The sequence below is a fragment of the Rhodococcus sp. NPDC055112 genome (assembly GCF_053607505.1).
The window spans coordinates 38,084-62,059 of the sequence record NZ_JBSGTR010000010.1; the positions used below are offsets into that span (position 1 = coordinate 38,084).

17 protein-coding genes are annotated in these 23,976 nt (G+C 69.6%); 10 read left to right on the forward strand and 7 right to left on the reverse strand.

Annotation, left to right across the window (positions count from 1 at the left end; all coding sequences use genetic code 11):
* Positions 1 to 4 precede the first annotated feature (4 nt).
* A complete protein-coding gene (locus ACWFRB_RS07725) occupies positions 5 to 427 on the forward strand; it encodes a MerR family transcriptional regulator (RefSeq protein WP_452639990.1) in 423 nt (140 codons plus the stop codon).
* A 75-nt stretch (positions 428 to 502) separates the two neighbouring features.
* Here the strand turns inward: ACWFRB_RS07725 and ACWFRB_RS07730 are convergent, their stop codons facing one another.
* Positions 503 to 2,800 carry a molybdopterin-dependent oxidoreductase gene (locus tag ACWFRB_RS07730; protein ID WP_452640082.1) on the reverse strand — a complete coding sequence of 766 codons (2,298 nt, stop codon included), beginning with the start codon at positions 2,798 to 2,800 and terminating at the stop codon, positions 503 to 505.
* A 95-nt stretch (positions 2,801 to 2,895) separates the two neighbouring features.
* Between ACWFRB_RS07730 and ACWFRB_RS07735 the strand changes: the two genes are divergently transcribed.
* Positions 2,896 to 5,238, forward strand: a complete 2,343-nt coding sequence (locus tag ACWFRB_RS07735; protein WP_452639992.1) for a hypothetical protein — start codon at positions 2,896 to 2,898, stop codon at positions 5,236 to 5,238.
* 29 nt (positions 5,239 to 5,267) lie between these two features.
* Here the strand turns inward: ACWFRB_RS07735 and hemQ are convergent, their stop codons facing one another.
* The 4 genes from hemQ to ACWFRB_RS07755 all read right to left on the reverse strand — a co-directional run bounded on the left by hemQ (position 5,268) and on the right by ACWFRB_RS07755 (position 9,211).
* Positions 5,268 to 5,963 carry a hydrogen peroxide-dependent heme synthase gene (gene hemQ / locus ACWFRB_RS07740; RefSeq protein WP_452639993.1) on the reverse strand — a complete coding sequence of 232 codons (696 nt, stop codon included), beginning with the start codon at positions 5,961 to 5,963 and terminating at the stop codon, positions 5,268 to 5,270.
* 4 nt (positions 5,964 to 5,967) lie between these two features.
* Positions 5,968 to 7,323, reverse strand: a complete 1,356-nt coding sequence (locus ACWFRB_RS07745; RefSeq protein WP_452639995.1) for a protoporphyrinogen oxidase — start codon at positions 7,321 to 7,323, stop codon at positions 5,968 to 5,970.
* The gene (hemE, locus tag ACWFRB_RS07750; RefSeq protein ID WP_452639997.1) at positions 7,320 to 8,417 is read right to left on the reverse strand and encodes a uroporphyrinogen decarboxylase; all 1,098 of its coding nucleotides are present in this window, start codon (positions 8,415 to 8,417) and stop codon (positions 7,320 to 7,322) included. Before hemE ends, ACWFRB_RS07745 begins: the two co-directional genes overlap by 4 nt.
* A gap of 101 nt (positions 8,418 to 8,518) precedes the next feature.
* Positions 8,519 to 9,211 (reverse strand): hypothetical protein, encoded by a 693-nt coding sequence (locus ACWFRB_RS07755; RefSeq protein WP_452639998.1) that lies wholly within the window; start codon positions 9,209 to 9,211, stop codon positions 8,519 to 8,521.
* Positions 9,212 to 9,326: 115 nt separating this feature from the next.
* Here ACWFRB_RS07755 and ACWFRB_RS07760 point away from each other — a divergent pair, with 115 nt between their 5' ends.
* The gene (locus ACWFRB_RS07760; protein ID WP_452639999.1) at positions 9,327 to 9,920 is read left to right on the forward strand and encodes a DUF3000 domain-containing protein; all 594 of its coding nucleotides are present in this window, start codon (positions 9,327 to 9,329) and stop codon (positions 9,918 to 9,920) included.
* Here ACWFRB_RS07760 and ACWFRB_RS07765 read toward each other — a convergent pair.
* A complete protein-coding gene (locus ACWFRB_RS07765) occupies positions 9,889 to 11,154 on the reverse strand; it encodes an alpha/beta hydrolase (protein WP_452640000.1) in 1,266 nt (421 codons plus the stop codon). The two genes, ACWFRB_RS07760 and ACWFRB_RS07765, sit on opposite strands and share 32 nt — an antisense overlap.
* A gap of 81 nt (positions 11,155 to 11,235) precedes the next feature.
* On the opposite strand from ACWFRB_RS07765, the gene ACWFRB_RS07770 reads away from it, so the two are divergent.
* From ACWFRB_RS07770 to ACWFRB_RS07790, 5 genes are all read left to right on the forward strand, one after another.
* Positions 11,236 to 12,660 (forward strand): WS/DGAT/MGAT family O-acyltransferase, encoded by a 1,425-nt coding sequence (locus ACWFRB_RS07770; protein WP_452640002.1) that lies wholly within the window; start codon positions 11,236 to 11,238, stop codon positions 12,658 to 12,660.
* 54 nt (positions 12,661 to 12,714) lie between these two features.
* The gene (locus ACWFRB_RS07775; protein WP_452640004.1) at positions 12,715 to 13,989 is read left to right on the forward strand and encodes an HRDC domain-containing protein; all 1,275 of its coding nucleotides are present in this window, start codon (positions 12,715 to 12,717) and stop codon (positions 13,987 to 13,989) included.
* Between the two features lie 70 nt (positions 13,990 to 14,059).
* Complete coding sequence (locus ACWFRB_RS07780; protein ID WP_452640006.1) at positions 14,060 to 15,265, forward strand: thiolase family protein; 1,206 nt, start codon at positions 14,060 to 14,062, stop codon at positions 15,263 to 15,265.
* A gap of 2 nt (positions 15,266 to 15,267) precedes the next feature.
* Entirely contained in the window at positions 15,268 to 17,373 is a 2,106-nt protein-coding gene (locus tag ACWFRB_RS07785) for a 3-hydroxyacyl-CoA dehydrogenase NAD-binding domain-containing protein (RefSeq protein WP_452640008.1), read from the forward strand.
* A 185-nt stretch (positions 17,374 to 17,558) separates the two neighbouring features.
* A complete protein-coding gene (locus ACWFRB_RS07790) occupies positions 17,559 to 18,626 on the forward strand; it encodes an alpha/beta hydrolase (RefSeq protein WP_452640010.1) in 1,068 nt (355 codons plus the stop codon).
* Between the two features lie 179 nt (positions 18,627 to 18,805).
* Here the strand turns inward: ACWFRB_RS07790 and ACWFRB_RS07795 are convergent, their stop codons facing one another.
* Positions 18,806 to 20,947, reverse strand: coding sequence for an Ig-like domain repeat protein (locus tag ACWFRB_RS07795; RefSeq protein WP_452640012.1), 2,142 nt, complete (start codon positions 20,945 to 20,947; stop codon positions 18,806 to 18,808).
* A gap of 437 nt (positions 20,948 to 21,384) precedes the next feature.
* On the opposite strand from ACWFRB_RS07795, the gene ACWFRB_RS07800 reads away from it, so the two are divergent.
* Both ACWFRB_RS07800 and ACWFRB_RS07805 read left to right on the forward strand, forming a co-directional pair.
* The gene (locus ACWFRB_RS07800) at positions 21,385 to 22,389 is read left to right on the forward strand and encodes an iron-siderophore ABC transporter substrate-binding protein (RefSeq protein WP_452640013.1); all 1,005 of its coding nucleotides are present in this window, start codon (positions 21,385 to 21,387) and stop codon (positions 22,387 to 22,389) included.
* Between the two features lie 131 nt (positions 22,390 to 22,520).
* Positions 22,521 to 23,966, forward strand: coding sequence for a sugar porter family MFS transporter (locus tag ACWFRB_RS07805; RefSeq protein WP_452640015.1), 1,446 nt, complete (start codon positions 22,521 to 22,523; stop codon positions 23,964 to 23,966).
* The last annotated feature ends 10 nt before the right edge of the window (positions 23,967 to 23,976 follow it).

Consider the following 23,976-nt stretch of genomic DNA (forward strand, 5'->3'; position numbering starts at 1 on the left):
AATCGTGACCACAGCGCAGGACCTGAGAATCGGTGACGCCGCCGCGGCAGTCGGTGTGGAGACGCATGTGCTGCGGCACTGGGAATCGGTGGGGCTGCTCGCCCCGCCACGCAGCCCTTCGGGTCACAGGAGTTACAACGAGCACATCCTCGATTACGCCCGCGTGATTCTGACCCTGCAGCGAACCGGCCTGTCGCTGGGCCAGATCCGGCAGCTCGGGATCAGCGGCCACACCGATCGACGGGCCATCATCGACGACCGTCGCGCCGACGTGCGTGAACGGATCGCACTGCTCGAGGCCACCGACAGCTTCCTCGAGCACCTGCTCACCTGCAGCCATCCGATCATCGCCGAGTGCGACGAGTGCTCGGCCTATGTGGCGCAGGCGCACCGGCGGCGGTCACCGGAGTTCCCGGACCGCCGCTAGGCGCGCGGCGCTGCACCGGAGGGGTTCATCGGCGACCGATACGACGAGGGCGACGGCGTCTTGCGGTGGGAGTGTCTACTGCTCACCGCGCGCGTGGACCTCGCCCCGCACCACCGGCGGGTCGTAGGCGCGGATCGGCGGCAGCTCGTCGTCAAACCGCTCGACCTGCACGAGAACGTGCTGGCCGGTGCAGCCGCGCGCCAGGCTCGAGGTGCCGACGTCGGCGGTCAGAACGTTCGGATTGCCGTGCACGCACATCGAATCCGGGTCCGCGGGGTCCAACGGGTCGAACCAGGCGCCCGTCGAGAGTTGGACGACGCGGACCCGCACGCCCTCGTCGAGCACGGCCCCGGCCAGGCAGGCGCCGCGGTCGTTGAACACCCGGACCACGTCTCCGTCCGCGATACCGCGGGCGGCCGCGTCGTCGGGGTGCAGCCGGATCGGTTCGCGCCCCTGCACTTTCGAGTTCTGACTGGTGGCACCGTGGTCGAGTTGGCTGTGCAGTCGGGTCTTCGGCTGATTCGCGATCAGGTGCAGTGGGAACGCCTCGGCCCGCCGCCCACCGAGCCATTCCTCAGGCTCGTACCAGGTCGGATGTCCTGCGCAGTCCGCGTAGCCGAAGCCGTCGATGTCGGCCGAGAAGATCTCGATCTTGCCGCTCGGGGTGCGCAGCGCATTGACCTCGGGATCGGCCCGGAACTCCTCGAAGAGCGTCAACTCCTCCTCGGTGCGCATCCGGACGTGCCCGCGCCGCCAGAACTCGTCGAACTCCGGCGCCTCCCCTCCGTCCGCGAGGACGTACCCGCGCCACTGGCCGTAGAGGTGCTCGATCCATTGCCCCGCGGTGCGGCCCTCGGTGAAACGCTCCCCGAACCCGAGCCGGTATGCGAGCGCGGCGAAGGTGTCGTAGTCGTCGCGGGCGTCGGCGAATCGCATTGTGGCGGAGTGCATCGCGACCATCAACGGATCGTTGCGCGTGCAGGACAGGTCCTCGCGTTCGAGAGACGTCGTGGACGGAACGACGATGTCGGCGTGCTTGGCCATCTGGGTCCAGTACGGGTCGTGCACGACGATCGTGTCAGGCCGTGCCAGCGCGCGGCGCAGTCGGCCGAGGTCCTGGTGGTGATGAAAGGGATTGCCCCCGGCCCAGTACACCAGCCGGATGTCGGGAAACGTGCGGCGCTGACCGTCGAAGTCGTACTCCTGCCCCGGATTCAGCAGCAGGTCCGAGATCGCCGCCACCGGGATGGAGTCCGACACCGGGTTCGTCCCCTGGAACAGGGTCGGCAACGGGTACGGCACCGGCGCCAGCCCCGGCTCGTTCATCGAGCCGTACCCGTGCCCGAAACCGCCTCCCGGCAAACCGATCTGGCCGAGCATGGCGGCCAGTGTGATGCCCGCCCACGGCGCCTGCTCACCGTGCCGCACCCGTTGCAGCGACCAGGTGACGGAGATCAGGGTGCGCCCACGGGCCATTCGGCGGGCCAGGTCCGCGATGGCATCCGCGGGCAGGCCCGACAGCGCTGCCGCCCACTCGGGCGTCTTCGCGACTCCGTCCGCCGTGCCCAGCAGGTACTTCTCGAACACCTCGTAGCCGGTGCAGTAGCGGTCCAGGAACTCCCGGTCCGCGAGCCCCTCGTCGGCGAGCACGTAGGCGCAGGCGAGCATGATCGCCACGTCGGTGCCCGGACGCGGTGCGAGCCACTCCGCCTCGCCGTGCAGGTCGTCGCGCAACGGGCTGATGGACACGATCCGGCCGCCCCGCGCCCGCAGCGCGTCGAGCGCGCCGCGGGTCGGGTGATGACTGGTGCCACCGTCGTTGACGGCGGTGTTCTTGAGCGGCACTCCCCCGAAGCACACCATCAGGTCGGTCTCGCGGGCGATGACGTCCCAGTTCGTGGAGCGGGCGAACATCTTCCAGTGCGTCCCGACCACGCGCGGCATGATCACGCCGGTCGCGCCGAGAGAGTAGCTGTGCTCGGATCGGGTGTAGCCGCCGAGCATCTTGAGGAATCGGTGGACCTGGCTCTGTGCATGGTGGAAACGGCCAGGCGAGGACCAGCCGTAGGAGCCGCCGAAGATCGCGCGGTTGCCGTGCGCGTCCACGACGCGACGCAGCTCACCGGCGAGTAGATCGGCCAGTTCGTCCCAGGACACCGCGACGAACTCGTCGGATCCCCGCCCCTCGGACGGACCTGGACCCCGCTCGAGCCAGCCGCGCCGGACGGCCGGGCCCGTCACCCGTGAGCGATGCCGGACCGAGCCCACCGCGTTGATCAGAATCGGGGAGGGGTCGCCGTCTCCGGGGTACGGGTGCACCGCGGTGACCTCGGTGCCGTCGGATTCCGCCTCGAACATGCCCCAATGCGCCATGTGCTGGCGGCGCGTGGTTCCCGAACTCATGGCGGCCAGTCTGCCATCCGGCCGAAAGCCGTCCGCTTCGTCGAACCGGGGTGTATCCCTGAGAGATGACACGCAGCCGCGATGTCGTAGGGCCCGATGTCCTGGAACTCCGCATCCACGGAGTCAGCAACACCCCTCCGCATCGCATGCTCGATGTTCAGCCGGACGAGGTGCGCCGGGTCGGCGGCGACGACCTGGCCGGTTTCTGGGCGGTCTCCGGCGATGCCGCCGCCGAGCTCACGCCCGACCAGCGGGGGTACACACCGCCCGGCATCCGCCGCGAGGCGTACTCCTGGGGAGCATTGGCGCGGACCACCAGCGGCGTGGCCCTGCCGATGTACCGGACGCTGCTCGCGGTCCTCATCAGGGCGGCCTGGTGCCTGGTGTTGCCGTACGGGCTGGCCAACCTCGCGTACTGGGCGCGTGATCTCGGCAGGAACACCCGACACGTCTTCTGGACGGCGGCGGTGGTCCGCCTGTTCGGGCTCGGTCTGACTCTGCTGTTCGTGAGCACCGTCGTCACGGTCTGTTCCGACCTGATCGCGCTGCAATACCTCCACTTCGGGATCGGCCGCCTCCCCACGCAGATCGGCGCGGTGGCGGACTGGACCCCCACGCAGCGGCTGGCCGCGTCGATGGTGGTGCCGGTCCTCGCGGTAGCCCTCCTGTGGGGCGTCTCCTGGCGCTCGCGCACCCGATATGACGTCGACAACTCCGTCCAGAACACCCGGGTTGCCGAGGAGACGCCGATGGTGCGGCGCCCGGGCTTCTGGAACAACAGCGCACACGCCGCGGAGACCGCCCTGATCCACGTCGGCGCCAGTGTGGCGGCCGTCGTCGCGATGACCGCGTTGTTCGAACTGCCGAACGGCCAACAGTCCCCCCGGTGGATGTGGGTGACGGCGGCGGTCGCGGGAGCCGCGATCGTCGGCGCCGTCGTCCGCCTGGTTCGGACGAGCGCGAACGCGTCGGACGTACCGGTCGCACCGGCCCGGACCGTCCACTGGACCACCTGGGCCGTCCTCGCGGTCAGCGTCGCCGTGTTCGTCGCGCACGCCCTGCTGCTGACCCTCGGTCCCGGCTCCTGTCGCCAGGACGGAGAATCAGCGGCGCGACTGGAGGGGCTGATCGCGATCCCCGCGACGCTGCTTGTCCTGCTGTTGGTGCCTGCCCTCGCTTTCGCAGCGCGCGGCAGGAAGCCCTTGCGCGCGTGGGGCGGCCGGGCCGTCGGCGTGTTCCTACTGCTCGCGCTCGGCGCCGCGATGCTGCTGTCGAACCTGGTCGTGGTCGGGGTCGGCAACTGGTTGAACGGGACGGGCGGAGCCGCCGACCTGGTGGCGACCGAACCGACCACCAACGCCGACACGATCCGCATCCCGGCCTTCTTCGCCTGGTTCGGCGTCGGGCTTGTCGTGTCGGGTGCGTTGGTGCTGGCGGCCGTGCCGGTGTTCGCGATCGCCGCGACCCGATGGGCCGCGGCGATCCGTCGGCTCCCGCCTCCTGCGCCTCCCCCTGCCCCTCCGACGTTGGCGGACCCGAGCACCGGCCGGGCCCGGCTGGTGGCGTCCGCCGCGCACCGGGCCGAACCGATGGTCGGGGTGCTCGCGGCACTCACGATCGTGGCGCTGACCCCCTGCGTGCTACTCGCCGGGTGGCAGTCCCAGGAGCATGACGAACCGTCGGCGGCTCAGGTGCTCGCCGATCTCGGGGTGCTACCGGCGACGGTCCTCGTGGTGGCCCTGGCGGGCGCACTGATCCTGCGTCCCGACGGCGCGCGACCGCTCGGCATCGTGTGGGATCTGTTGTGCGTGGTTCCCCGTGCCGCGCACCCGTTCGGACCTCCGAGTTACTCGGAGCGGGCCGTGCCGGAGCTGGTCATCAGATGCGAATCCTGGCTGAGGGACCCGAATCACAAGGTCGTGTTGTCTGCACACTCGATCGGGTCGGTGCTCGCGGCCGCCGTCGTCCTCGATCCGCGATCGACGGCGCTGGTCGAGCGCGGCGCCCTGCTCACGTACGGATCGCAACTGCGGGGGTACTTCGGGCGGATCTTTCCGGAACTGTTCGGTCCGGATGTTCTCGCGACCGTGCCTGCCAGGGCCGCGCGACTGATCGCGACGGACGAGTTCCGCGACGACACAGCCGACACGCGCCCCGCCGCGGGCCGGCAGACGCTGGTCGGCCTGCTCGACACGTCCGAGGGCGACCCGCGATGGGTCAACCTGTGGCGCGACACGGACTATCTCGGGTTCCCCGCCTACTCGCGGGCGGCGAACCCCGTCGACGTGGCGGCCGACGAGATCGACCGCTCCGGCTACCTGCCGGAGGTGGCGAGTCACAGCGGCTACGTCCGGACACCGCAGTATCGCGAGGCCCTCACCGGACTGGTGGGCAGGATCGGCTCCTGAGCGGGGCCGAACCGGCCCACCCGTCGGCCTCAGGGCAGGGACGCGATGAGCTTCTCGACGTCCACCCGGGGGCCGGTGAAGAACGGGACCTCTTCGCGCACGTGCATCCGCGCCTCGGTGGCGCGCAGGTCACGCATGAGGTCGACGATGCGGTCGAGCTCCGGTGCCTCGAACGCGAGGATCCACTCGTAGTCGCCGAGGGCGAAGGCGGGGATGGTGTTCGCGCGCACGTCCGGGTAGCCGCGACCGGCCTTGCCGTGGTCGGCGAGCATCTTGCGGCGCTCCTCGTCCGGCAGCAGGTACCACTCGTAGGACCGCACGAAGGGGTACACGCAGATGTAGGCGCCCGGCTCCTCACCCGCGACGAAGGCGGGCAGGTGGCTCTTGTTGAACTCCGCGGGACGGTGCAAGGCGACGTTGCTCCACACCGGGTCGCTCGCGCGACCGAGGATCGTGGTGCGCCGGAAGTCGGCGTAGAGCTTCTGCAGATCCTCCAACCGCTCCGCGTGCGTCCAGATCAGGAAGTCCGCGTCGGCGCGCATCCCGGCGATGTCGTAGACGCCGCGGACGGTCGCGTCGGTGTCCTCGAAGGATCCGAAGAACGCCTTCGCGTCGTCGATCGCCTTGGTGCGGTCCTCTTCGAGGACACCCGGCTGCACCTGGAACACCGAGAACATCGCGTAGCGGAGCGTGGAGTTGAGCTTGTCGTAATCGAGGCGTGCCATGGCTCTATCGTGCCATCTGCTCCGCGACCGTGGTCGCCGCCGTCGTCGCCGCCGCCACGCACGCGGGCACACCGACTCCGTGCAGCAGCGCCCCCGCGACGGCGAGCCCGGGCAGCGCGCCGGTCGACTCCTCGATGACCTGCACGCGCTCGAGGTGGCCCGGCCCGTACTGGGGCAGCCCACCGTGCCAGCGCTGCACGACCGCGTCGACCGGATCGACCCGAAGGCCGGTGACCGTCTCGAGGTCGGCGCGAGCGGCCGCGACGAGGTCGGTGTCGGGGGCATCGACGATGTCCGCGTCCCCGAACCGCCCGAACGAGGCCCGTACCAGCGCCCCGCCGCGCTCGGCCAGGTGCGGCCATTTGCGGCTGGACAGCGTGAATGCCTTGGCGCGCACGGCTTCCCCGGTGGCGACCAGGATGCCGGAGTTCTGCGGCAACGGAGTCCCCTCGGCCAGCGCGAGAGCAACGACGACCGACGAGGCCAACGGGATCTGTGCGGCGGCCGCACTCGCGGCGGGCGCGACGCCGGCCAGCAGTGCGGCAAGCGACGGTGCGGGCACGGCCAGGACCAGCCCGTCGACCCGGCCGACCGGATCGATCCACCAGCCCTTCCCGTCGGGCGAGCGCGAGAGGCCCGACGCGTCCGCGCGCAGCACGGTCGCGTCCGCCCGTTCCCTCAGCGCATCGAGCAGCACGCCGTAGCCGTCGCGGAGCCCGCCGAACACCGGGCCGGGGCTCGGCTCCGGCAGGGCCTCGGCGACCGCCGCGGACAGGCTGGCGGCGCCGCGGTCCAGCGCCGCGGCCAGGGTCGGCAGCGCGGCGCGCACGCCGATCGAGTCCGACAGTCCCGAGTAGACGCCGCCGAGCAGCGGGTCCACCGAACGCCGCACCACCTGCTCGCCGAAGCGGGAACCCACCAGGGTCGCGACATCGGTGTCGGAGCCGGGCCGCCAGTCCAGCGGGACGCCCGGCTCGGCGGCGATCCGGGCCAGCGTCTGCTCGTCGACGAGTCCCGCCATCGACTCGGGTCCAGCCGGGATGCCCATCAGGGTGCCCCCCGGCAGCGGGTGCAGCGTGTCCCCTGACCAGATCAGCGGGCGCACTCCTGCCGGGGCGACGATCTGGTCGGACAGGCCGAGTTCGGCGAGCAGCGCGGGGACCTCGGGCCGCCGCGCGATGAAGGCCTCGGCGCCGACGTCGACGCCGTCGCCCGCCAGCTCCGTGGTCCGCAGCTTGCCGCCGAGGCGCCCGGACGCCTCGACCATCGTGATGACGGCGTCGGGCCCGAGTCGTTGTCGCAGTCGATACGCGGCCACGAGGCCGGAGATGCCCCCACCGATGACGGCGACCGATGTCACAGCGAGTGCACCAGCTCCACCGCCGCGGTCAGCACGCCCGGATCGGTGTCAGGGAGCACCCCGTGGCCGAGGTTGAAGATGTGGCCGATCGCGCCCGCCGCGACGGCCCGGTCCGCCTCACCCGCAATCCGGCGGACCTCGCGTTCGACGGCGTCCCAGCCCGCGAACAGCACCGCCGGGTCGAGGTTGCCCTGCAGCGCCTTGCCAGGGCCGACGCGACGGACGGCCTCGTCGAGCGGGATCCGCCAGTCGACGCCGACCACGTCGGCGCCGGCCTCGCCCATCGCGCCGAGCAGTTCGCCGGTGCCGACACCGAAGTGGATCCGCGGCACGCCTGCCTCGGCGACCTCCGCGAACACCCGCTCCGAATGCGGCAGCACGAACGTGCGGTACTCGGCGAGCGAGAGCGCACCCGCCCAGGAATCGAACAGCTGCACCGCGTCGACGCCCGCGTGCAGCTGCGCCTTGAGGAAGGTGATCGTGGTGTCCGCGAGCGAACCGAGCAGCGCGTGCCAGGTCTGCGGATCCGAGTGCATCAGTGCCTTGGTGCGCTCGTGATTACGGCTGGGACCGCCCTCGACCAGGTAGGAGGCCAGGGTGAACGGCGCCCCCGCGAACCCGATCAGCGGGGTCTCGCCCAGTTCCCTGGTGAGCAGCGAGATCGCCGCGGTGACCGCGCCGACCTCCTCGGTGCGCAGCCGCGGCAGCGCCGTGACATCGGCCGCCGAACGGATCGGTGAGGCGACGACGGGGCCGGTGCCTGCCACGATGTCCAGATCGATGCCCGCCGCCTTGAGCGGAACGACGATGTCGGAGAACAGGATCGCCGCGTCCACTCCGTGCCTGCGGACCGGCTGCATGGTGATCTCGCAGACCAGTTCGGGGTTGAAGCAGGATTCGAGCATCCCGATCCCGGCCCGGATCTCGCGGTACTCGGGCAGTGACCGGCCTGCCTGCCGCATGAACCACACCGGCCGGTGTGCCGGTGTGCGCCCGGTCGCCGCCGCCAGCAGCGGTGCCTGGGGCAGCATCCGCCGGAACGGGTACTGCGCGCCGGTGGTCATGGCCGCATTCGTGTCTTCCAGGTCGCTCATATGTCCCAACGCTCGTCGCCCGCCAAGTTTCCTTTCCGGTCATGCTGCCAGATCCGCGACCGGGAACCCGACTCCAGCCGACGCGGGCGGGCCAGGGCGACTCATGCGCCGATCTGTCCGGCAATCCGATGCTCGAGCTGTGCTCGTGCACCGGCCGGTAGCACGATCAGCCCGTCGAGGTCCTTACGCGCCTTCGCGTACGCGCTCTGCCGCTCTTCCTGGGTGGCCCCGTCATCCATGGCCAGCCGCAGCAGCCGCTGGGCACGCACCAGCCGCTCCTGCTCGCGAGCGGTGAATCCGCTTCGACGCCGTCGCTTCGCCTCCGCTTCGCAGACGTCGAAGGCAATCGCGTAGCAGTGCACGGCGTCGCGGTATTCGACCTGCGCCTCGTGGTTGCCCACCATCGATTCCTGGTCCTCCGGCCGAAGCAGATCCGCCCGTCGCTTGGCCTTGTGGAATTCGACCGTCAGCGGTTCGCGCATATCCGTGATCATCGGGAAGTCGAGCAGCGTCACCAGACTCATCTCGTAGCCGAACCAGCGCGCATCGGTCTGATCGTGCTCGTCGACGGTCTTGGCGATCTCGCGTCGCTGGGTCCGCTCGTCGGTGTGGATCTGCGCCTTGGCGCGAGCAACCTCGATCTTGGTCTGTTGCTTCAGCCGGTAGCGCTCCAGCCGCCGCTCGACGCGGCGCTGGTTGGCCGCACCGACTGCTTTCACCGCCCCGCCGATACTGCCGCCGAAGACAAACAGCAGCCACCAGGAGTGCGAGAGAAACCCGAGCAGCTGGTCCACCACTTCATGATGCCTCCGGCGGGACCAACGCGCGAAGAGGAGCGCCGGGAGCCGAAGCCGCTAGAACCGGCGCGCCTCCACCGGCGACGATCGGGGCAGGTCTAACGTCCGCGGTGTGACCACGTCGGGATCCCCTGCCGAGCCTGCTCAGTTTCGCAGCGCGATAGCTGCGATGCAGAAGGCCGCGGTTCACCCGCAGATCGAGATCGGTCCGATCCGGCCGCCTCAGCGGTTGGCGCCGTACAGCTACGCGCTCGGCGCCGAGGTCCGGCATCCCGAATCCGACATCGTGGCCGAGCAGTCCGAGGGTGACGCCTTCGGACGGCTGATCCTGCTGTACGACCCCGAAGGCGACGAGGCCTGGAACGGCACCATGCGTCTGGTCGCCTACATCCAGGCCGACCTCGACGCCGATCTCGCCGCGGACCCGCTGCTGCCGGAGGTCGCCTGGAGCTGGCTGGTCGACGCGCTCGAGTCCCGCGGCGAACCGATGACCGCGCTCGGCGGCACCGTGACAGCGACCAGCTCGGTGCGATACGGCGACATCGCGGGACCGCCGCACGCGCATCAGCTCGAGCTGCGCGCCTCCTGGACCGCGACCTCCATCGAACTCGGACCCCACGTGGAGGCGTTCTGCGAGGTGCTGGCCTACGCCGCGGGCCTGCCGCCGGTCGGCGTCACCCAGCTCGGGAGTCCGTCGAAGGGTTGAGCTCGGTGTGCGGGCGCTCCGCGGGCTCCGCGCCGGACGCCTGGCCCGCCCTGACCGACTCGAGGAACGCGGCGATCGCGCGGATCACCTGGTCGCTCCTGATCGAGTGGAAGATGTCGAAGGCGTGCTGTGCGCCGCGCAGTTCCGCATAGGCGACCGGGCTGGTCGACACCGCCCGCAGCCTCGCAACGAACTCCCTTGCCTCCGTCACCGGCAGCAACGAGTCCTGGGTCCCGTGCACGACGAGGAAAGGTGGCGCATCGGCGCGCACCTTCGCCAGCGGCGACGCGGCCAGGTAGTCATCGGGGAATCGCGCGCCCTTGCCGAGCACCATCTCGCTGATCCTGGACTCGACCCGGGCCCGCACCTGCCTGATGCCCGTCTCCGCGGCGAAGTCGTACGCGCCGTACATCGGCACACAGGCCGACACCGAGGTGTCGATGTCCTCGAAGCCCGGTTGGAGCGCGGTGTCGTTGGCGGTGAGCGCGACCATCGCGGCCAGGTGCCCACCCGCCGATCCGCCGGTCACGGCAAGGAAGCCGGGGTCACCGCCGTACTGGTCGCCGTTCGTCCGCAGCCAGGCGACGGCCTGCTTGAGCGCGATGAGATGGGCGGGCCAGCTGGCGCGCGGCGAGAGCGGATAGTTGACCGCCGCGCACACCCACCCGCGGGAGGCCAGCTCCACCATCAGCGGAAGGCCCTGGTGATCCTTGCTGCCGATCACCCAGCCGCCGCCGTGGATCTGCAGCAGCATCGGCGCGTCGGGCGGTAGGTCGCGGTGGTGGTAGACGTCCACGCGGAACCGGGCACCACCGGGCGCGTACTCGAGGTTGCTGACCCTCGCGACATCGTCGCGGCGCATCCGGAACGGTCTGCTGCTCGAGCGCCAGTCGATGGGACTGCCTGCACCGGGATCGTCCACGCCGATCTCGCGCAGGGCGTCCGCCATCTCCTGGCCTGCGCGACGAGACGAGACCATCGCCGCCGTCAGCCCGGCCGCGGACGCGGCCGCGAGCGCGAGACCAAGCCGGTCGCTGCGCGTGGATGCGCCGTGGCGGGCCAGGTGGACGCCCGCGTCGAGGACCGTCGCCCCGAGTTGCTGCGGCGCCAGTTCGGACGTCAGCCAGCCGGCGAAGAACGCGGGCACGGAGGCCCACATGCCGGGCACGGGCCGCAGCGCGTTGGCCGTCAGTGCCGCGTTGACCGCCTGCCGGATCAGGAAACCCCGTGTCATGTGACCTCTTTCACCCCTTCGCCCGGAGCGGGCTTTTCCGTTCACCCGATTCAATATTAGAAGCGCCTCTAAAGTTGGGACATGGAGAGACTGAGCGGTCTGGATTCAACGTTCCTCTATCTGGAAACCCCCACCCAACTCCTGCACGTGTGCGGGCTGATCGTCCTCGACGTCTCGACGATCCCTGACGGTTACGACTTCGATTCCTTCAAGTCGGAGCTCACGGCCCGGGCGCAGGGCATGCCCGTCTTCCGCAGGAAGCTGCACGACTCCGTGCTGAACCTCGACCACCCGGTCTGGGTCGACGACCCCGAGTTCGACATCGACCGGCACGTGCACCGGATCGCGGTACCCGGCCCCGGCGGCCGCAAGGAGCTCGCCGACCTCTGCGGCCACATCGCGGGCCAGCAGATGGACCGCACCATCCCCCTGTGGGAGATGTGGGTGATCGAGGGCTCCGAGGACGGCACCGTCGCGATCATGTCCAAGATGCATCACGCGAACGTGGACGGTGTGACCGGGGCGAGCATGATGGCGCAGCTGTGCGGGCTGGCCCCCGACGCGCCGCGCCCGGAGGTCGACCCCGACCAGCGCACGGCGGGCGACGCGGACACCCTCGATCTCGCCGTCAGCGGCCTGCTCGGTTTCGTCAGCCGCCCGCTCAAGCTGGCCCAGGCACTACCGAGCGGGATCGCGCTGCTGCCGAAATGGATCACTCGCGCGCGACGCGGCGAGGCGATGCCCGCGCCCTTCACCGCGCCGCGGACCTCCCTCAACGGGGCGCTGACCGGCCACCGCAACATCGCCTACACGCAGCTGGATCTCGCGAAGGTCAAGCTGGTCAAGGACGCCTTCGGCGTCAAGGTCAACGACGTGGTGCTGGCGATGGTCGGCGGCGCGCTGCGCCGCTACCTCAGCGACCGCGACGAGCTTCCCGACACCTCGCTGGTGGCGATGGTCCCGGTCTCGGTGCACGAGACCTCCGATCGGCCGGGGACCAACCAGATCTCGGGGATGTTCACCCAGCTGGGTACGCAGATCGGCGACCCCGTCACCCGGCTCACCGAGGCCAACGCGCACAACACCATGGTGAAGTCGCACAACGCCTCGCTCGGCGCCAGCCTGCTCCAGGACTGGTCCCAGTTCGCGGCGCCCGCGGCCTTCGGCCCGGCGATGCGGGTCTACTCGTCGCTCAAGCTGGCCGAACGCCATCCCGTGGTGCACAACCTGGTGGTCTCCAACGTCCCGGGTCCGCCGGTCCCGCTGTATCTCCTCGGTGCCCGCATCGTGGCCATGTTCCCGCTCGGACCGATCTTCCACGGCGCCGGGCTCAACGCCACGGTGATGTCCCTCGACGGCAGGTTGAACGTCGGCCTGATGTCCTGCCCGGAGCTCGCCCCCGAGCTGTGGGACCTTGCCGATGCCTTCGGACCCGCCCTCGACGAAATGGTCAAGGCCGCCCGCGCCAAGACCCGCAAGCGCAAGGCCACGCCTGCCCGGACGTGACGCGCACCCGGCGTCTGCTGAAGCGGCCGGGTGCGCGCCGTAAGGTCATTGTTCATGTCCGATGTCAGCGACCAGGCCGCCCCCGAGCGCACCGCCGTGCCGCTCCTGTCCCCCGCAGGCGGGCTCCCCGAGCTCGTCGACTCGACCCGGTTGCTGGCCGCGGCCGTTGACCGGCTCGCCGGGGGCACCGGCCCGCTCGCGGTCGACGCCGAGCGCGCATCCGGCTTCCGGTACTCGAACCGCGCCTACCTGCTGCAGTTCCGGCGGGCAGGCGCGGGCACCGTTCTGGTCGATCCCATCCCGATCGCGGGCGAACTGGCCCCGCTCGCCGAGGTGATCAACCCGCTCGAATGGGTGCTGCACTCGGCCGATCAGGACCTCCCCGGGCTCGACGAGCTCGGTATGCGGCCCGCCGCCCTCTATGACACCGAGCTCGCGGGCCGGCTGGCCGGTTACGAGCGGGTCGGCCTCGCCGCGATCGTCGAGCACAAGCTCGGGTTCGAACTGAAGAAGGGGCACGGGGCCGACGACTGGTCCAACCGCCCCCTGCCCGAGACGTGGCTGAACTACGCGGCCCTCGACGTCGAGGTGCTGCTGGAGTTGCGCGACGCCGTCGCCGAGGACCTGGAGTCGCAGGGCAAGACCGAGTGGGCAGCACAGGAATTCGAGCACGTGCGGCTCGCGGGCCCGCCGAAGCCCAAGCCCGACCGCTGGCGACGCACATCGCAGATCCACTCCCTCAAGTCGCCGCGCCAGCTGGCCGCGGTGCGCGAACTATGGACCGCACGGGACGAGCTGGCGCGCAAGCGTGACGTCGCGCCGGGACGGGTCCTGCCCGACTCGGCGATCGTCGCGGCGGCGTCCGCCGACCCCAGGACCGTCGATGCGCTGCGGTCGTTGCCGGTGTTCGGCGGACCGCGTCAGCGCCGGTCCTCGGCACTGTGGATGCAGGCACTCGAACGGGCAAGGGCACTCTCGCCCGAGGATCTCCCCCCTGTGACACAGCCGTTCACCGGTCCGCCGCCGGTCAACCGCTGGTCACGCCGCAATCCCGAGGCCGCCGATCGGCTGGCGGCGGCCCGCGCGGCCATCACCGAACTCTCGGAGCGGGTGAAGGTCCCGGTGGAGAACCTGCTCACCCCGGAGCTCGTCCGGCGCCTGTGCTGGGACTTCGATCCCGCCGGTCATCCAGGAGACCTCGCACAGGTGACCGCCGAGATCGACGAGACACTGGCGGCGGGCGGCGCCAGGCAGTGGCAGCGCGAGCTGACCGCCCCCCTGCTCGCGGAGGCACTGCGCACGGCACCCACCCATGTTACTGGTGAGTAATACGCGCTAGAGTGGACGGGCCGGACGTCGTGTCCGGCCGTTCGTCCACTCCAGCCAGGAGGAATCCAGCGTGGCTGCTCCCGCATCACAGCGCAGCGTCGTCTTCGTCGACGGCATCCGTACCCCGTTCGGCAAGGCCGGACCGAAGGGCATGTACGCGGAGACCCGTGCCGACGACCTCGTCGTCAAGGCCATCCGCGAACTGCTCCGCCGCAACCCGCAGCTCGACCCCGCCCGCATCGACGAGGTCGCCATCGCCGCGACCACACAGACCGGCGATCAGGGCCTGACCATCGGCCGCACCGCCGGAATCCTCGCCGGCCTGCCGGAGACCGTGCCCGGCTTCGCCATCGACCGCATGTGTGCGGGCGCGATGACCGCCGTCACGACCACCGCGTCCGGCATCGGCTTCGGCCAGTACGACGTCGTCATCGCCGGCGGCGTCGAGCACATGGGCCGTCACCCGATGGGCGAGGGCGCCGACCCCAACCCGCGCTTCCTGGCCGACCGCCTTGTCGATCAGAGCGCGCTGGTGATGGGCAACACCGCTGAGAACCTGCACGACCGGTTCCCGACCATCACCAAGGAGCGCACCGACGCCTACGCCGTCGCGTCGCAGGCCAAGTACCAGGCGGCCAAGGAGGCCGGCTACATCGCCGACACCCTGGTGCCCGTCGCCACCCGCTCGGCCGCGGGCTGGGGCCTGGCGACCGAGGACGAGCCGCCGCGCCCCGGCACCACCACCTCGGACCTCGCCGGCCTCAAGACCCCGTTCCGTCCCGCGGGCCGGATCACCGCGGGTAACGCGGCCGGCCTCAACGACGGCGCCACCGCGGCGATCCTCGCGGGCGAGGACACCGCCGTCGAGCTCGGCCTGCCGATCGGCATGCGTATGGTCGGCTTCGCCTACCAGGGCGTCGACCCGGCCGTGATGGGCTACGGACCGGTCCCGGCGACCGAGAAGCTGCTGGCCCGTACCGGATTGAAGATCGAGGACATCGGGCTCTTCGAGCTCAACGAGGCATTCGCCGTCCAGGTCATCGCCTTCCTCGAGCACTACGGCATCGCCGACGACGACCCGCGCGTCAACCAGTGGGGCGGCGCCATCGCCTGCGGCCATCCCCTCGCCTCCTCGGGAGTGCGTCTGATGACGCAGCTCTCCCGCCAGTTCGCCCAGCGTCCCGACGTCCGCTACGGCCTGACCAGCATGTGCATCGGTCTCGGCATGGGCGGAACCGTGATCTGGGAGAACCCGAACTTCGACGGAGCCAAGTAACCATGTCTGAAATCGCAACCGCATTCGCCGACGAGGTCGTGACGAACGCGTTCACCAAGCTCGTGTCCGTTCCCGGGATCGAGGGCCAGGTCGCCCTGATCACCCTCGACAACGGCTTCGACCACACCAAGCCGTCGTCCTTCGGCCCCGGCGGGCTCACCGCGCTCGACGCCGCGCTCGACGAGGCCTTCGCCGCGAACCCCACGGCGATCGCCATCACGGGCAAGCCGTTCATCTTCGCCGCGGGCGCAGACCTCAAGGGCGTGCCGTCCATCACCAGCCGCGAGCAGGGCCTCGAGCTGGGCCGCCTGGGCCACAAGGTGTTCCGTCGCCTGCGTGAGTCCACCGTCCCGACCTTCGCCTTCGTCAACGGCGTCGCGCTCGGCGGCGGCCTCGAGGTCGCGCTGCACAGCCACTACCGCACCGCATCCGAGAGCGCGGGCGCGCTCGGCCTGCCCGAGACCATGCTCGGCCTGGTCCCCGGCTGGGGCGGCACGCAGCTGCTGCCGAACCTGATCGGCGCCGACAAGGCGGTCACCCTCGTCCTCGAGAACCCGCTCAACAACGGCCGGGTCATCAACCCGAAGAAGGCCCTCGAGCTCGGCGTCGTCGACGCGGTGTTCGGTTCCGCCGACTTCATCGAGCAGTCCCTCGCCTGGGCGGCGCAGGTCCTCGCGGGCGACGTCACCCCGGCCCGCCCGGAGATCGACCGCGGCCAGGGCTGGGACGAGGCCATCGCGCGCGCGAAGGCCCTCGTCGCGGGTAAGACGAAGAACAACGCGCCTGGCGCGGTCCGGGCCATCGAGCTGCTCGAGCTGGCCCGCACCACCGACCTCACCGATCCGGCCTCGCTGGACGCCGGCTTCGCCGCCGAGGACGAGGCGCTCGCCGACCTGCTGATGGCCGACGAGCTGCGCGCGGGCCTCTACGCCTTCGACCTGGTGAACAAGCGGGCCAAGCGTCCCGCGGGCGCGCCGGACAAGTCGTTGGCACGCAAGGTGACCGGCGTCGGCATCATCGGCGCAGGCCTGATGGCCAGCCAGCTCGCGCTGCTGTTCGTGCGCCAGCTCAAGGTCCCGGTGATCCTCACCGACATCGACCAGGAGCGCATCGACAAGGGCGTCGGCTACGTCCACACCGAGATCGACAAGCTGCAGGGCAAGGGCCGGCTGTCCGCCGACGCGGCCAACCGCCTCAAGGCGCTCGTCTCCGGATCGCTGGACAAGTCCGCGTTCGCCAAGACCGACTTCGTCATCGAGGCCGTCTTCGAGAACCTCGACCTGAAGAAGAAGATCTTCGCCGAGCTCGAGGAGTTCATCGCCCCCGAGACGATCCTCGCGACCAACACCTCGTCGCTGTCGATCACCGACATGGCGGCCGAGCTCAAGCACCCCGAGCGGGTCGTCGGGTTCCACTTCTTCAACCCCGTCGCGGTGCTGCCGTTGCTCGAGATCATCAAGGGCGACAAGACCGACGACGCAACGCTGGCAACGGCTTTCGCGACCGCCAAGTCGCTGAAGAAGTCGGCCGTGCTGTGCGGTGACAAGGCCGGATTCGTCTTCAACCGCCTCGTCACCCGCACCCTCGGTGAGGTCATGACCGCGGTGGACGAGGGCACCCCGTTCGACGTCGCGGACAACGCGGTCGGCGAGCTGGGCATGCCGATGAGCCCGTTCACGCTGCTGGCGCTCGTCGGCCCCGCGGTCGCGCTGCACACCGGCGAGACCCTGCAGGCCGCGTACCCGGCGCGCTTCAAGAGCTCGCCCGGGCTCGAGGCGCTCGTCGAGGCCCGCAAGCCCGGCGTGTGGACCTACGGCCCCGAGGGCCAGGTCGTCGACCCCGAGGTCGCCGCGCTGTGGCCCCAGGGCGACAAGGCGTCCACCGCCGAGGAGGTCCTCGAGCGCACGCGTCGCGCCTTCGCCGAGGAGATCGCCATCATGCTCGACGAGGGTGTCGTCGCGGCGGCCGAGGACATCGACCTCTGCCTGATCCTCGGTGGCGGCTTCGGCTTCTGGAACGGCGGCATCACGCCGTACCTGGACCGGACCGGCACCTCGGAGGCCGTGAACGGCAAGCGCTTCCTTGCGCCGGGCGTCGCGAGCGTCTAACCAGAGAAACACCACGTCACGAGGCGGGCGCGGCACGGGAATCCCCCGTGTCGCGCCCTTTTCGCGTGGACACGTGCCTCCCCCGGCGACGTTTTGGGCGCCTCCTGCACCGATACAGCGTTATGGTGACAGATGCCCGTGAACGGCGGCCGTGCTCGGCCGCACCGACGAAAGGCACTAACAGAATGCGAGTCAGACGTCTCAGGGGTGGGAGGGCCGTCTCGAGGCTCAAACACTCGATACTGGTGTCGATGGCGATCGTGCTACCGCTCGGGGTGTCGGTAGCAGGTCCGGTTGGCACCGCCTCGGCCGCGTTCGACCCGAACTTCGGATTCGACTTCTGGGTCGACTCCGACATGGGCGGGATCAAGTCGCGGATCTTCCGCGCGGCCGATGGCAACAGGGACCGCGTGGTGTACGCGCTCGACGGGATGCGCGCCAGGGACGACCTGAACGGCTGGGAGATCGAAACCGACGTCGCACGAGCGCTGACCAGATGGAACATCAACGTCGTGATGCCGGTCGGCGGCCAGTCCAGCTTCTACGCGGACTGGAACGCGCCGAGCACCTTCGGACCGGATACCGGTTCGGGCGAGGGCTCGACGGGCTCAGCGGGCTCGTCGGCCGTTGGTTCGTCCGCTGCTCCGACCGACGTGGCGGGCAAGCGGAACACCTACAAGTGGGAGACGTTCCTGACGCGCCAGCTGCCCGACGCCCTTGGCGCCAGGCTCGGCTTCAGCCGGGATCGCAACGGCGTGTTCGGCCTGTCGATGGGCGGAAGCGCCGCGCTGACCCTGGCCGCGTACTACCCGCAGCAGTTCAGCTTCGCGGGCTCGTACTCGGGCTTCCTCAACATGTCGGCACCCGGAATGCGGGAGGCCCTCCGCGTCGCGATGGTCTCGGCGGGCGGCTTCAACATCGACGCGCTTGCGCCGCCGTGGGGTGAGCAGTGGCTGCGGATGGACCCGTTCGTGTTCGCACAGCGGCTGAAGGACCAGAACACCCGACTGTGGGTCTCTTCCGGCAGCGCCCTGCCCGGCAACGGGGACGTCCAGGATGCCCTCGGAATCGTGCAGGCCGTTCCGTTGGAGGCGTTGGCACTGGCCAACACCCGCGCGTTCGAGGTCCGGATGGCCACCATCGGAGCACGTAACGTCCACTACGACTACCCCGCCACCGGAGTCCACAACTGGAAGAACTGGGAGGACCAGGTCAACCGGATGATTCCCGACCTGTCGGCAAACATCGGTTGAGTCGATCACAGGCCCTTCCGAGACTTGGGTTCACACGGTCGTCGCAACACTCTCGATTTGGGAGGTTGCGACGACCGTGTCGTTTTCTGCGAGTACGTCGCCCGCCAACTCACAACCCGCCCACGCACAACGCTCGACTGGGATGCCCCAGCCGAGCGCCTGCGTGATCTGTCAACCCGCTAGTTGGTGCGGACCTTCAGGCCGGGGTTGGCCGCGAGGATCATGTTGATCGGGGTCCCGTACAACTCCTTGTTGGGGACGCCCTCGCACTCCCAGGCGTTGGTGCCGGTCGTGATGCCGATCGCCTTGGTGCCGGACACGATGGCTCCACCGCTGTCGCCAGGGATCACACAGACCTTCGCGGTGAAACCCCTGGGGTCGACGGCGGTGATGGGGCCGCAGGTCCAGCCGGTGGTTTCGCCGGACTTGCACGCAGGCGCCCCGATCACGGCATCTGCGGTGCCGGTGATCCGCACCGGGTCCCCACCGTGGGTGCTGACGAGGTTGTTCTGGAATCGGCGGGCCACGCTACCGTCGATCTTGATCCACCCGTAGTCAGGGCCGTTACCGTAGAGCGCCTTAGCGAATTCGCCGACGTAGGTTCCCGCCTTCCGCACCTTCGTGGCCCTCCACCCACCGGCGTTTTCGCGGTGCTGGTCACAGTGTCCGGCGGTGATGCTCACGGCGTTGCCGTCACCGTCGGTGCCGTTGAAACCGAACGAGCAGGGATCGCTGTCGGTCTCGCCGGAGCGGTAGCCCTCGCCACCCATGACGGCGTCGGGGGCCGGCGTGGTGTCGGCCTTGGCGACGGTGACCTGCGCAGTGGTGGTGGATCCGGCGACACCGTCACGGCCGGAGAAGGTGGCGGTGATGGTGTGCTTGCCGTCAGTTCCGGGGGTCCAGCTCCTGACGGCGGTGCCGTCAGCCTTGACCTTTTCGGTGCCGAGGACGGTTTTGCCGTCCTTGAATTCGACGGTGCCGCCCGCGGCTGCGGGGTTGACCTTCGCGGTGACGTTGAGAGCCTTGCCGACCTTCGCGTCGGTGACCGGGTTGATTGTGATGGTGGAGTCGGTGACGTCGGGGCCGACCGTGGTGACGGTGACCTCCTGGGTGGTGACCGATCCGTTGACACCGTTACGGCCGGAGAAGGTGGCGGTGATGGTGTGCCTACCGTCGGTTTCGGGAGACCAGATCCAGGCGGCGGTGCCGTCGGCCTCGACATTTGTGGGACCGAGGACGGTGGTGCCGTCCTTGAATTCGACGGTGCCACCCGCTGCCGCGGGAGTGACCTTCGCCTTCAGCTCGTACTCATTGCTGTCGGGTGCCGCGGTGATGGGGTCGAGGGTGGTGGTGGAGGCGACGGTGCCGCTGTCGGCTTTGGCGACGGTGACCTCTTGGGTGGTGGTCGATCCGGTGACGCCGCCCCGGCCGGAGAAGGTGGCCTTGATGGTGACCTTGCCAGCGGTCTTGGGCAGCCACTGCGTGGTGGCGGTGCCGTCCGCCTTGACCGATACGCCGGAGGCGATCGGTTCGGGCTTGCCGCCGTTTGCCACCTGCTCGAACAGGACATCGCCGCCCGCTGCTGCGGGGTTGACCTTCACGGAAATGGTGACAGCCTTACCGGCCTTCGCGCCGGTGACCGGGTTGAGGGCAATGGTGGAGGCGGTGGGGTTGGTCGGTTCGGTCGGCTTGGTCGTCGGGCCGGACGAGCCGGACGAGCCGGACGAGCCGAGTCCCTGCGTTTTCAGCGGGCCGGTTGCCGGTCCCTTCGCCACACGTACGAACTTGAGGGAGTCGGGCAGTTGCAGGCCCTGTCCCTCGGCGGTGTCCTTGACCTCGAGTGCGATGTCGTTGTTGACCGTGTCGATCTTGGTGCCGTTGACGAGGCCGGCCAGCGGTGCGGGGAGCTGCTGGACCCAGCCGTCGAGCTGGCCGAGCATCTCGCGCAGGGCGTTCTCGCTGCGCGACTGGTCCTTGACCTGGTAGCCGGCGGCCTCCACCGCGGTTCGGGCGGCGGCCTTGTCCGGTCCCTCGGCCAGGCCGACCAGCGGGGTGCCGGACTGATCGAGCCAGGCACCGGCGAAGGCGGTGGGGAACTTGCCGCGCAGCGTGTTGGCGAACGCCGTCAGTTCCTGCCCGGTCTTGGCCCGCTCGAGGTACTGGGCGGGAGTGAGTCCGAGATCGCGTTGGATCGCGGCCACCATGTCCGCGGGAAGCGCGGGCGTTTGGGGGGTCGGTTCGGCCTGGGCCACGCATGGCGCGACCAACAGGACTGCCGCGGTGCCGATCATCGCGGCACGGCGGGCGCGAGTACTACGCATGGGGACCCTTCGGTTCGAGCGTTGCCGGCACAACCACAGGCGGCGGGCCGGATCTGTCGCGGGAACTGTAGGGGTGATATGCGCCGACCCGCATAGATAATTGATGGGATGAATATCGGCTCAGCGGCGCGCATCGGCGGCCCGGACCTTCGGGGCAGGGCGTCACCCGGAATGAAAGAAGGGCCTCCGAACGAAAATTCTTGTCCGAGGCCACTTTTCGGGAAACTCTTTAGCCCAGTGGCTCGTCACGGATCGTTCGCGGGTTGGCCCCGTCAAGGCCACACTCGCCTCTTCGGCAAAAGCCGAGGCCAAGTCCACGAGTACTGACGCCGCAGTGCATCTTCAGTTCAGTGTTGCGACGAGCCCTGAAATCCGCCACCTCGCCCGGGGCTCGGACTCGTTTCCGCCGACGCAGCAGTTAGGTTAGGCTCCCCTGCATGCGTTCACTCCTTCGTCTCGGCATCGCCGCCCTCGCCGCCACCACCCTGGTCGGCTGCACCTCCGACACCGCGAGCTCCGACAGCGCCGCGGACGGCGGCGGCGCCTACCCGGTCAGCATCGACAACACCTTCGGCACCACCACCCTCGAGGCGAGGCCGGATCGGCTCGTCACCATGGGCTGGAACGCCCAGGACGTGCTCTACGCGCTCGGCCTCACCCCCGTCGGCCAGCCCAAGTACGTGTACGGGGCCAACCCGAACGGCGTGATGCCCTGGGCCGAGAAGTACTACGACGCGGACAAGACCACGCTGTTCGACGATCCGCAGGCAGGCGAGCCGTCCATCGAGGCGCTGGCCGCGCTGGCCCCCGATGCGATCCTGGCGCCCTACGAGGGATTCGACCAGGCCTACTACGACAAGCTCAGCCGGCTCGCGCCCACCGTCGCGTACCCGGGCAAGGCCTGGCAGACCACCTGGCAGGACCAGACCAGCATCATCGGCGAGGCCGTCGGCAAGCCGGACGAGGCCAGGGGTCTGATCGACGGGCTGGGGAAGACCCTGGCCGACACCGGATCCCAGCACCCCGAATTCGCGGGAAAGACCCTCGCGGTGGTGAACTTCGACACCGGCGCGGGTGAGGCCAACGTCTACCTGCCGACGGATCCGCGGGTCCAGGTCCTCACCGAGCTCGGCTTCGTCAACGCCCCCGGCGTCGAGAAGCTCGCCGCGGCCAACCAGAGCGGCAAGTTCTACCAGGACATCTCGCTGGAGAACGTGCGCGATATCGATGCGGACGTCATCGTGGCCTTCACCGACGGCGCGACAGATCCGCTCGGCAACCCCGCGATCGCCTCGCTCGGGGCGGTTCAGCGCGGTTCGACCGTCCTCCTCAGCGACCAGCAGGTCATCGCCGGACTCAGCAACGTCAACGTGCTCAGCATCCCCTGGGTGCTCGACAAGATCGTCCCGCAGTTGTCGGAGGCCGCGAAGCGCGCGGGCTGACCGGCTCAGCGGCGACTCCCGGGACCGTGTTTATCGACCACACAGCAGTTGCATCGGCGTAGCGTCCACACTGTCCCGGGTGTTGCACGACGCAATGGGGCGTCGACCGCGGGACGCGCTAGGGGTCAGAGATGGCACAGAGCGACACCGCCTTCGGCGGCACCGGGTCTGGCGCGGCGAAGGCGGACGTCGCCCACGCCGTGATGTTCGCGGGGGCGGCCGCACTCGGCGGCTTCCTCTTCGGATACGACACCGCGGTCATCAACGGCGCCGTGGGTGCGATCCGCGACAAGTACGAGATCGGCGCGGCCGGAACGGGACTGTCCGTCTCCCTCACCCTGCTCGGGGCGGCCCTCGGCGCCTGGATCGCGGGAGAGGTCGCCGACCGCCTCGGCCGCATCAGGGTGATGCGGATCGCCGCCGTGCTGTTCATCGTCGGCGCCATCGGGTCCGCATTCCCGTTCAGCATCTACGACCTCACCGCGTGGCGCGTGGTCGGCGGTGTCGCGGTCGGTGTCGCATCGGTGATCGCGCCCGCCTACATCGCGGAGATCTCCCCCGCCGCCATCCGGGGCCGCCTCGGCTCGATGTACCAGCTCGCCATCGTCCTCGGCATCGCCGTCTCCCAACTCGTCAACTACGCGCTGTCCTCGTCGGCGGGCGGCGCGCGGGGCGAACTGGCAGGCATCGAGGCCTGGCAATGGATGCTGGCGCTCGAGGCGGTACCCGCTGCTCTCTACCTGATCATGACGTTCACCATCCCCGAGTCACCGCGGTTCCTGGTGGCCCGCTCGCGCGACGAGGACGCCAGGAAGATCATCTCCAGGCTGGAGGGTGGCGACCACGACGCGGTGACCAGGCGGATGAACGAGATCCGCGACTCGCTGAGCGAACACCGGACCAAGACCACTGTCCGCGAACTGTTCTCGAAACGGCTCGGGGTGGCCCCACTTGTCTGGGTCGGTATCGCGCTCGCCGCGCTGCAGCAGTTCGTCGGGATCAACGTGATCTTCTACTACTCCAGCACGCTGTGGCAGGCGGTCGGATACGGCGAGGACAGGTCCCTGTTCATCAGCGTCGTCAGCGCGCTCGTCAACATACTCGGCACCTTCGTCGCGATCGCGGTCATCGACAGGATCGGCCGAAGGCCGCTACTGCTGGTCGGCTCGGTCGGCATGGCCATCTCGCTGGCCATCACGGCGGCGTGCTTCCACACCGCCACCATCACCACCGACGCCGACGGCGACTCGGTCGCGACGCTCAGCGACACGAACGGCACGATCGCCCTGCTGGCCGCCAACGCCTTCGTGTTCTTCTTCGCGTTCTCCTGGGGGCCGGTGGTCTGGGTGCTGATCAGCGAACTCTTCCCGAACCGGGTCCGCGCGGCCGCGGTCGGCATCGCCACGGCAGCGAACTGGGTCGCGAATTTCCTTGTGTCGTCGACCTTCCCGGCGCTGGCGGACTGGAATCTCTCGTTCACCTACGCCGGGTACGCCGTCATGTCCGCGATCTCGTTCTTCGTGGTCCTGCGATTCGTCAAGGAGACCCGCGGCCGCACCCTCGAGGCAGCCGGCTGATCGCCCTCTC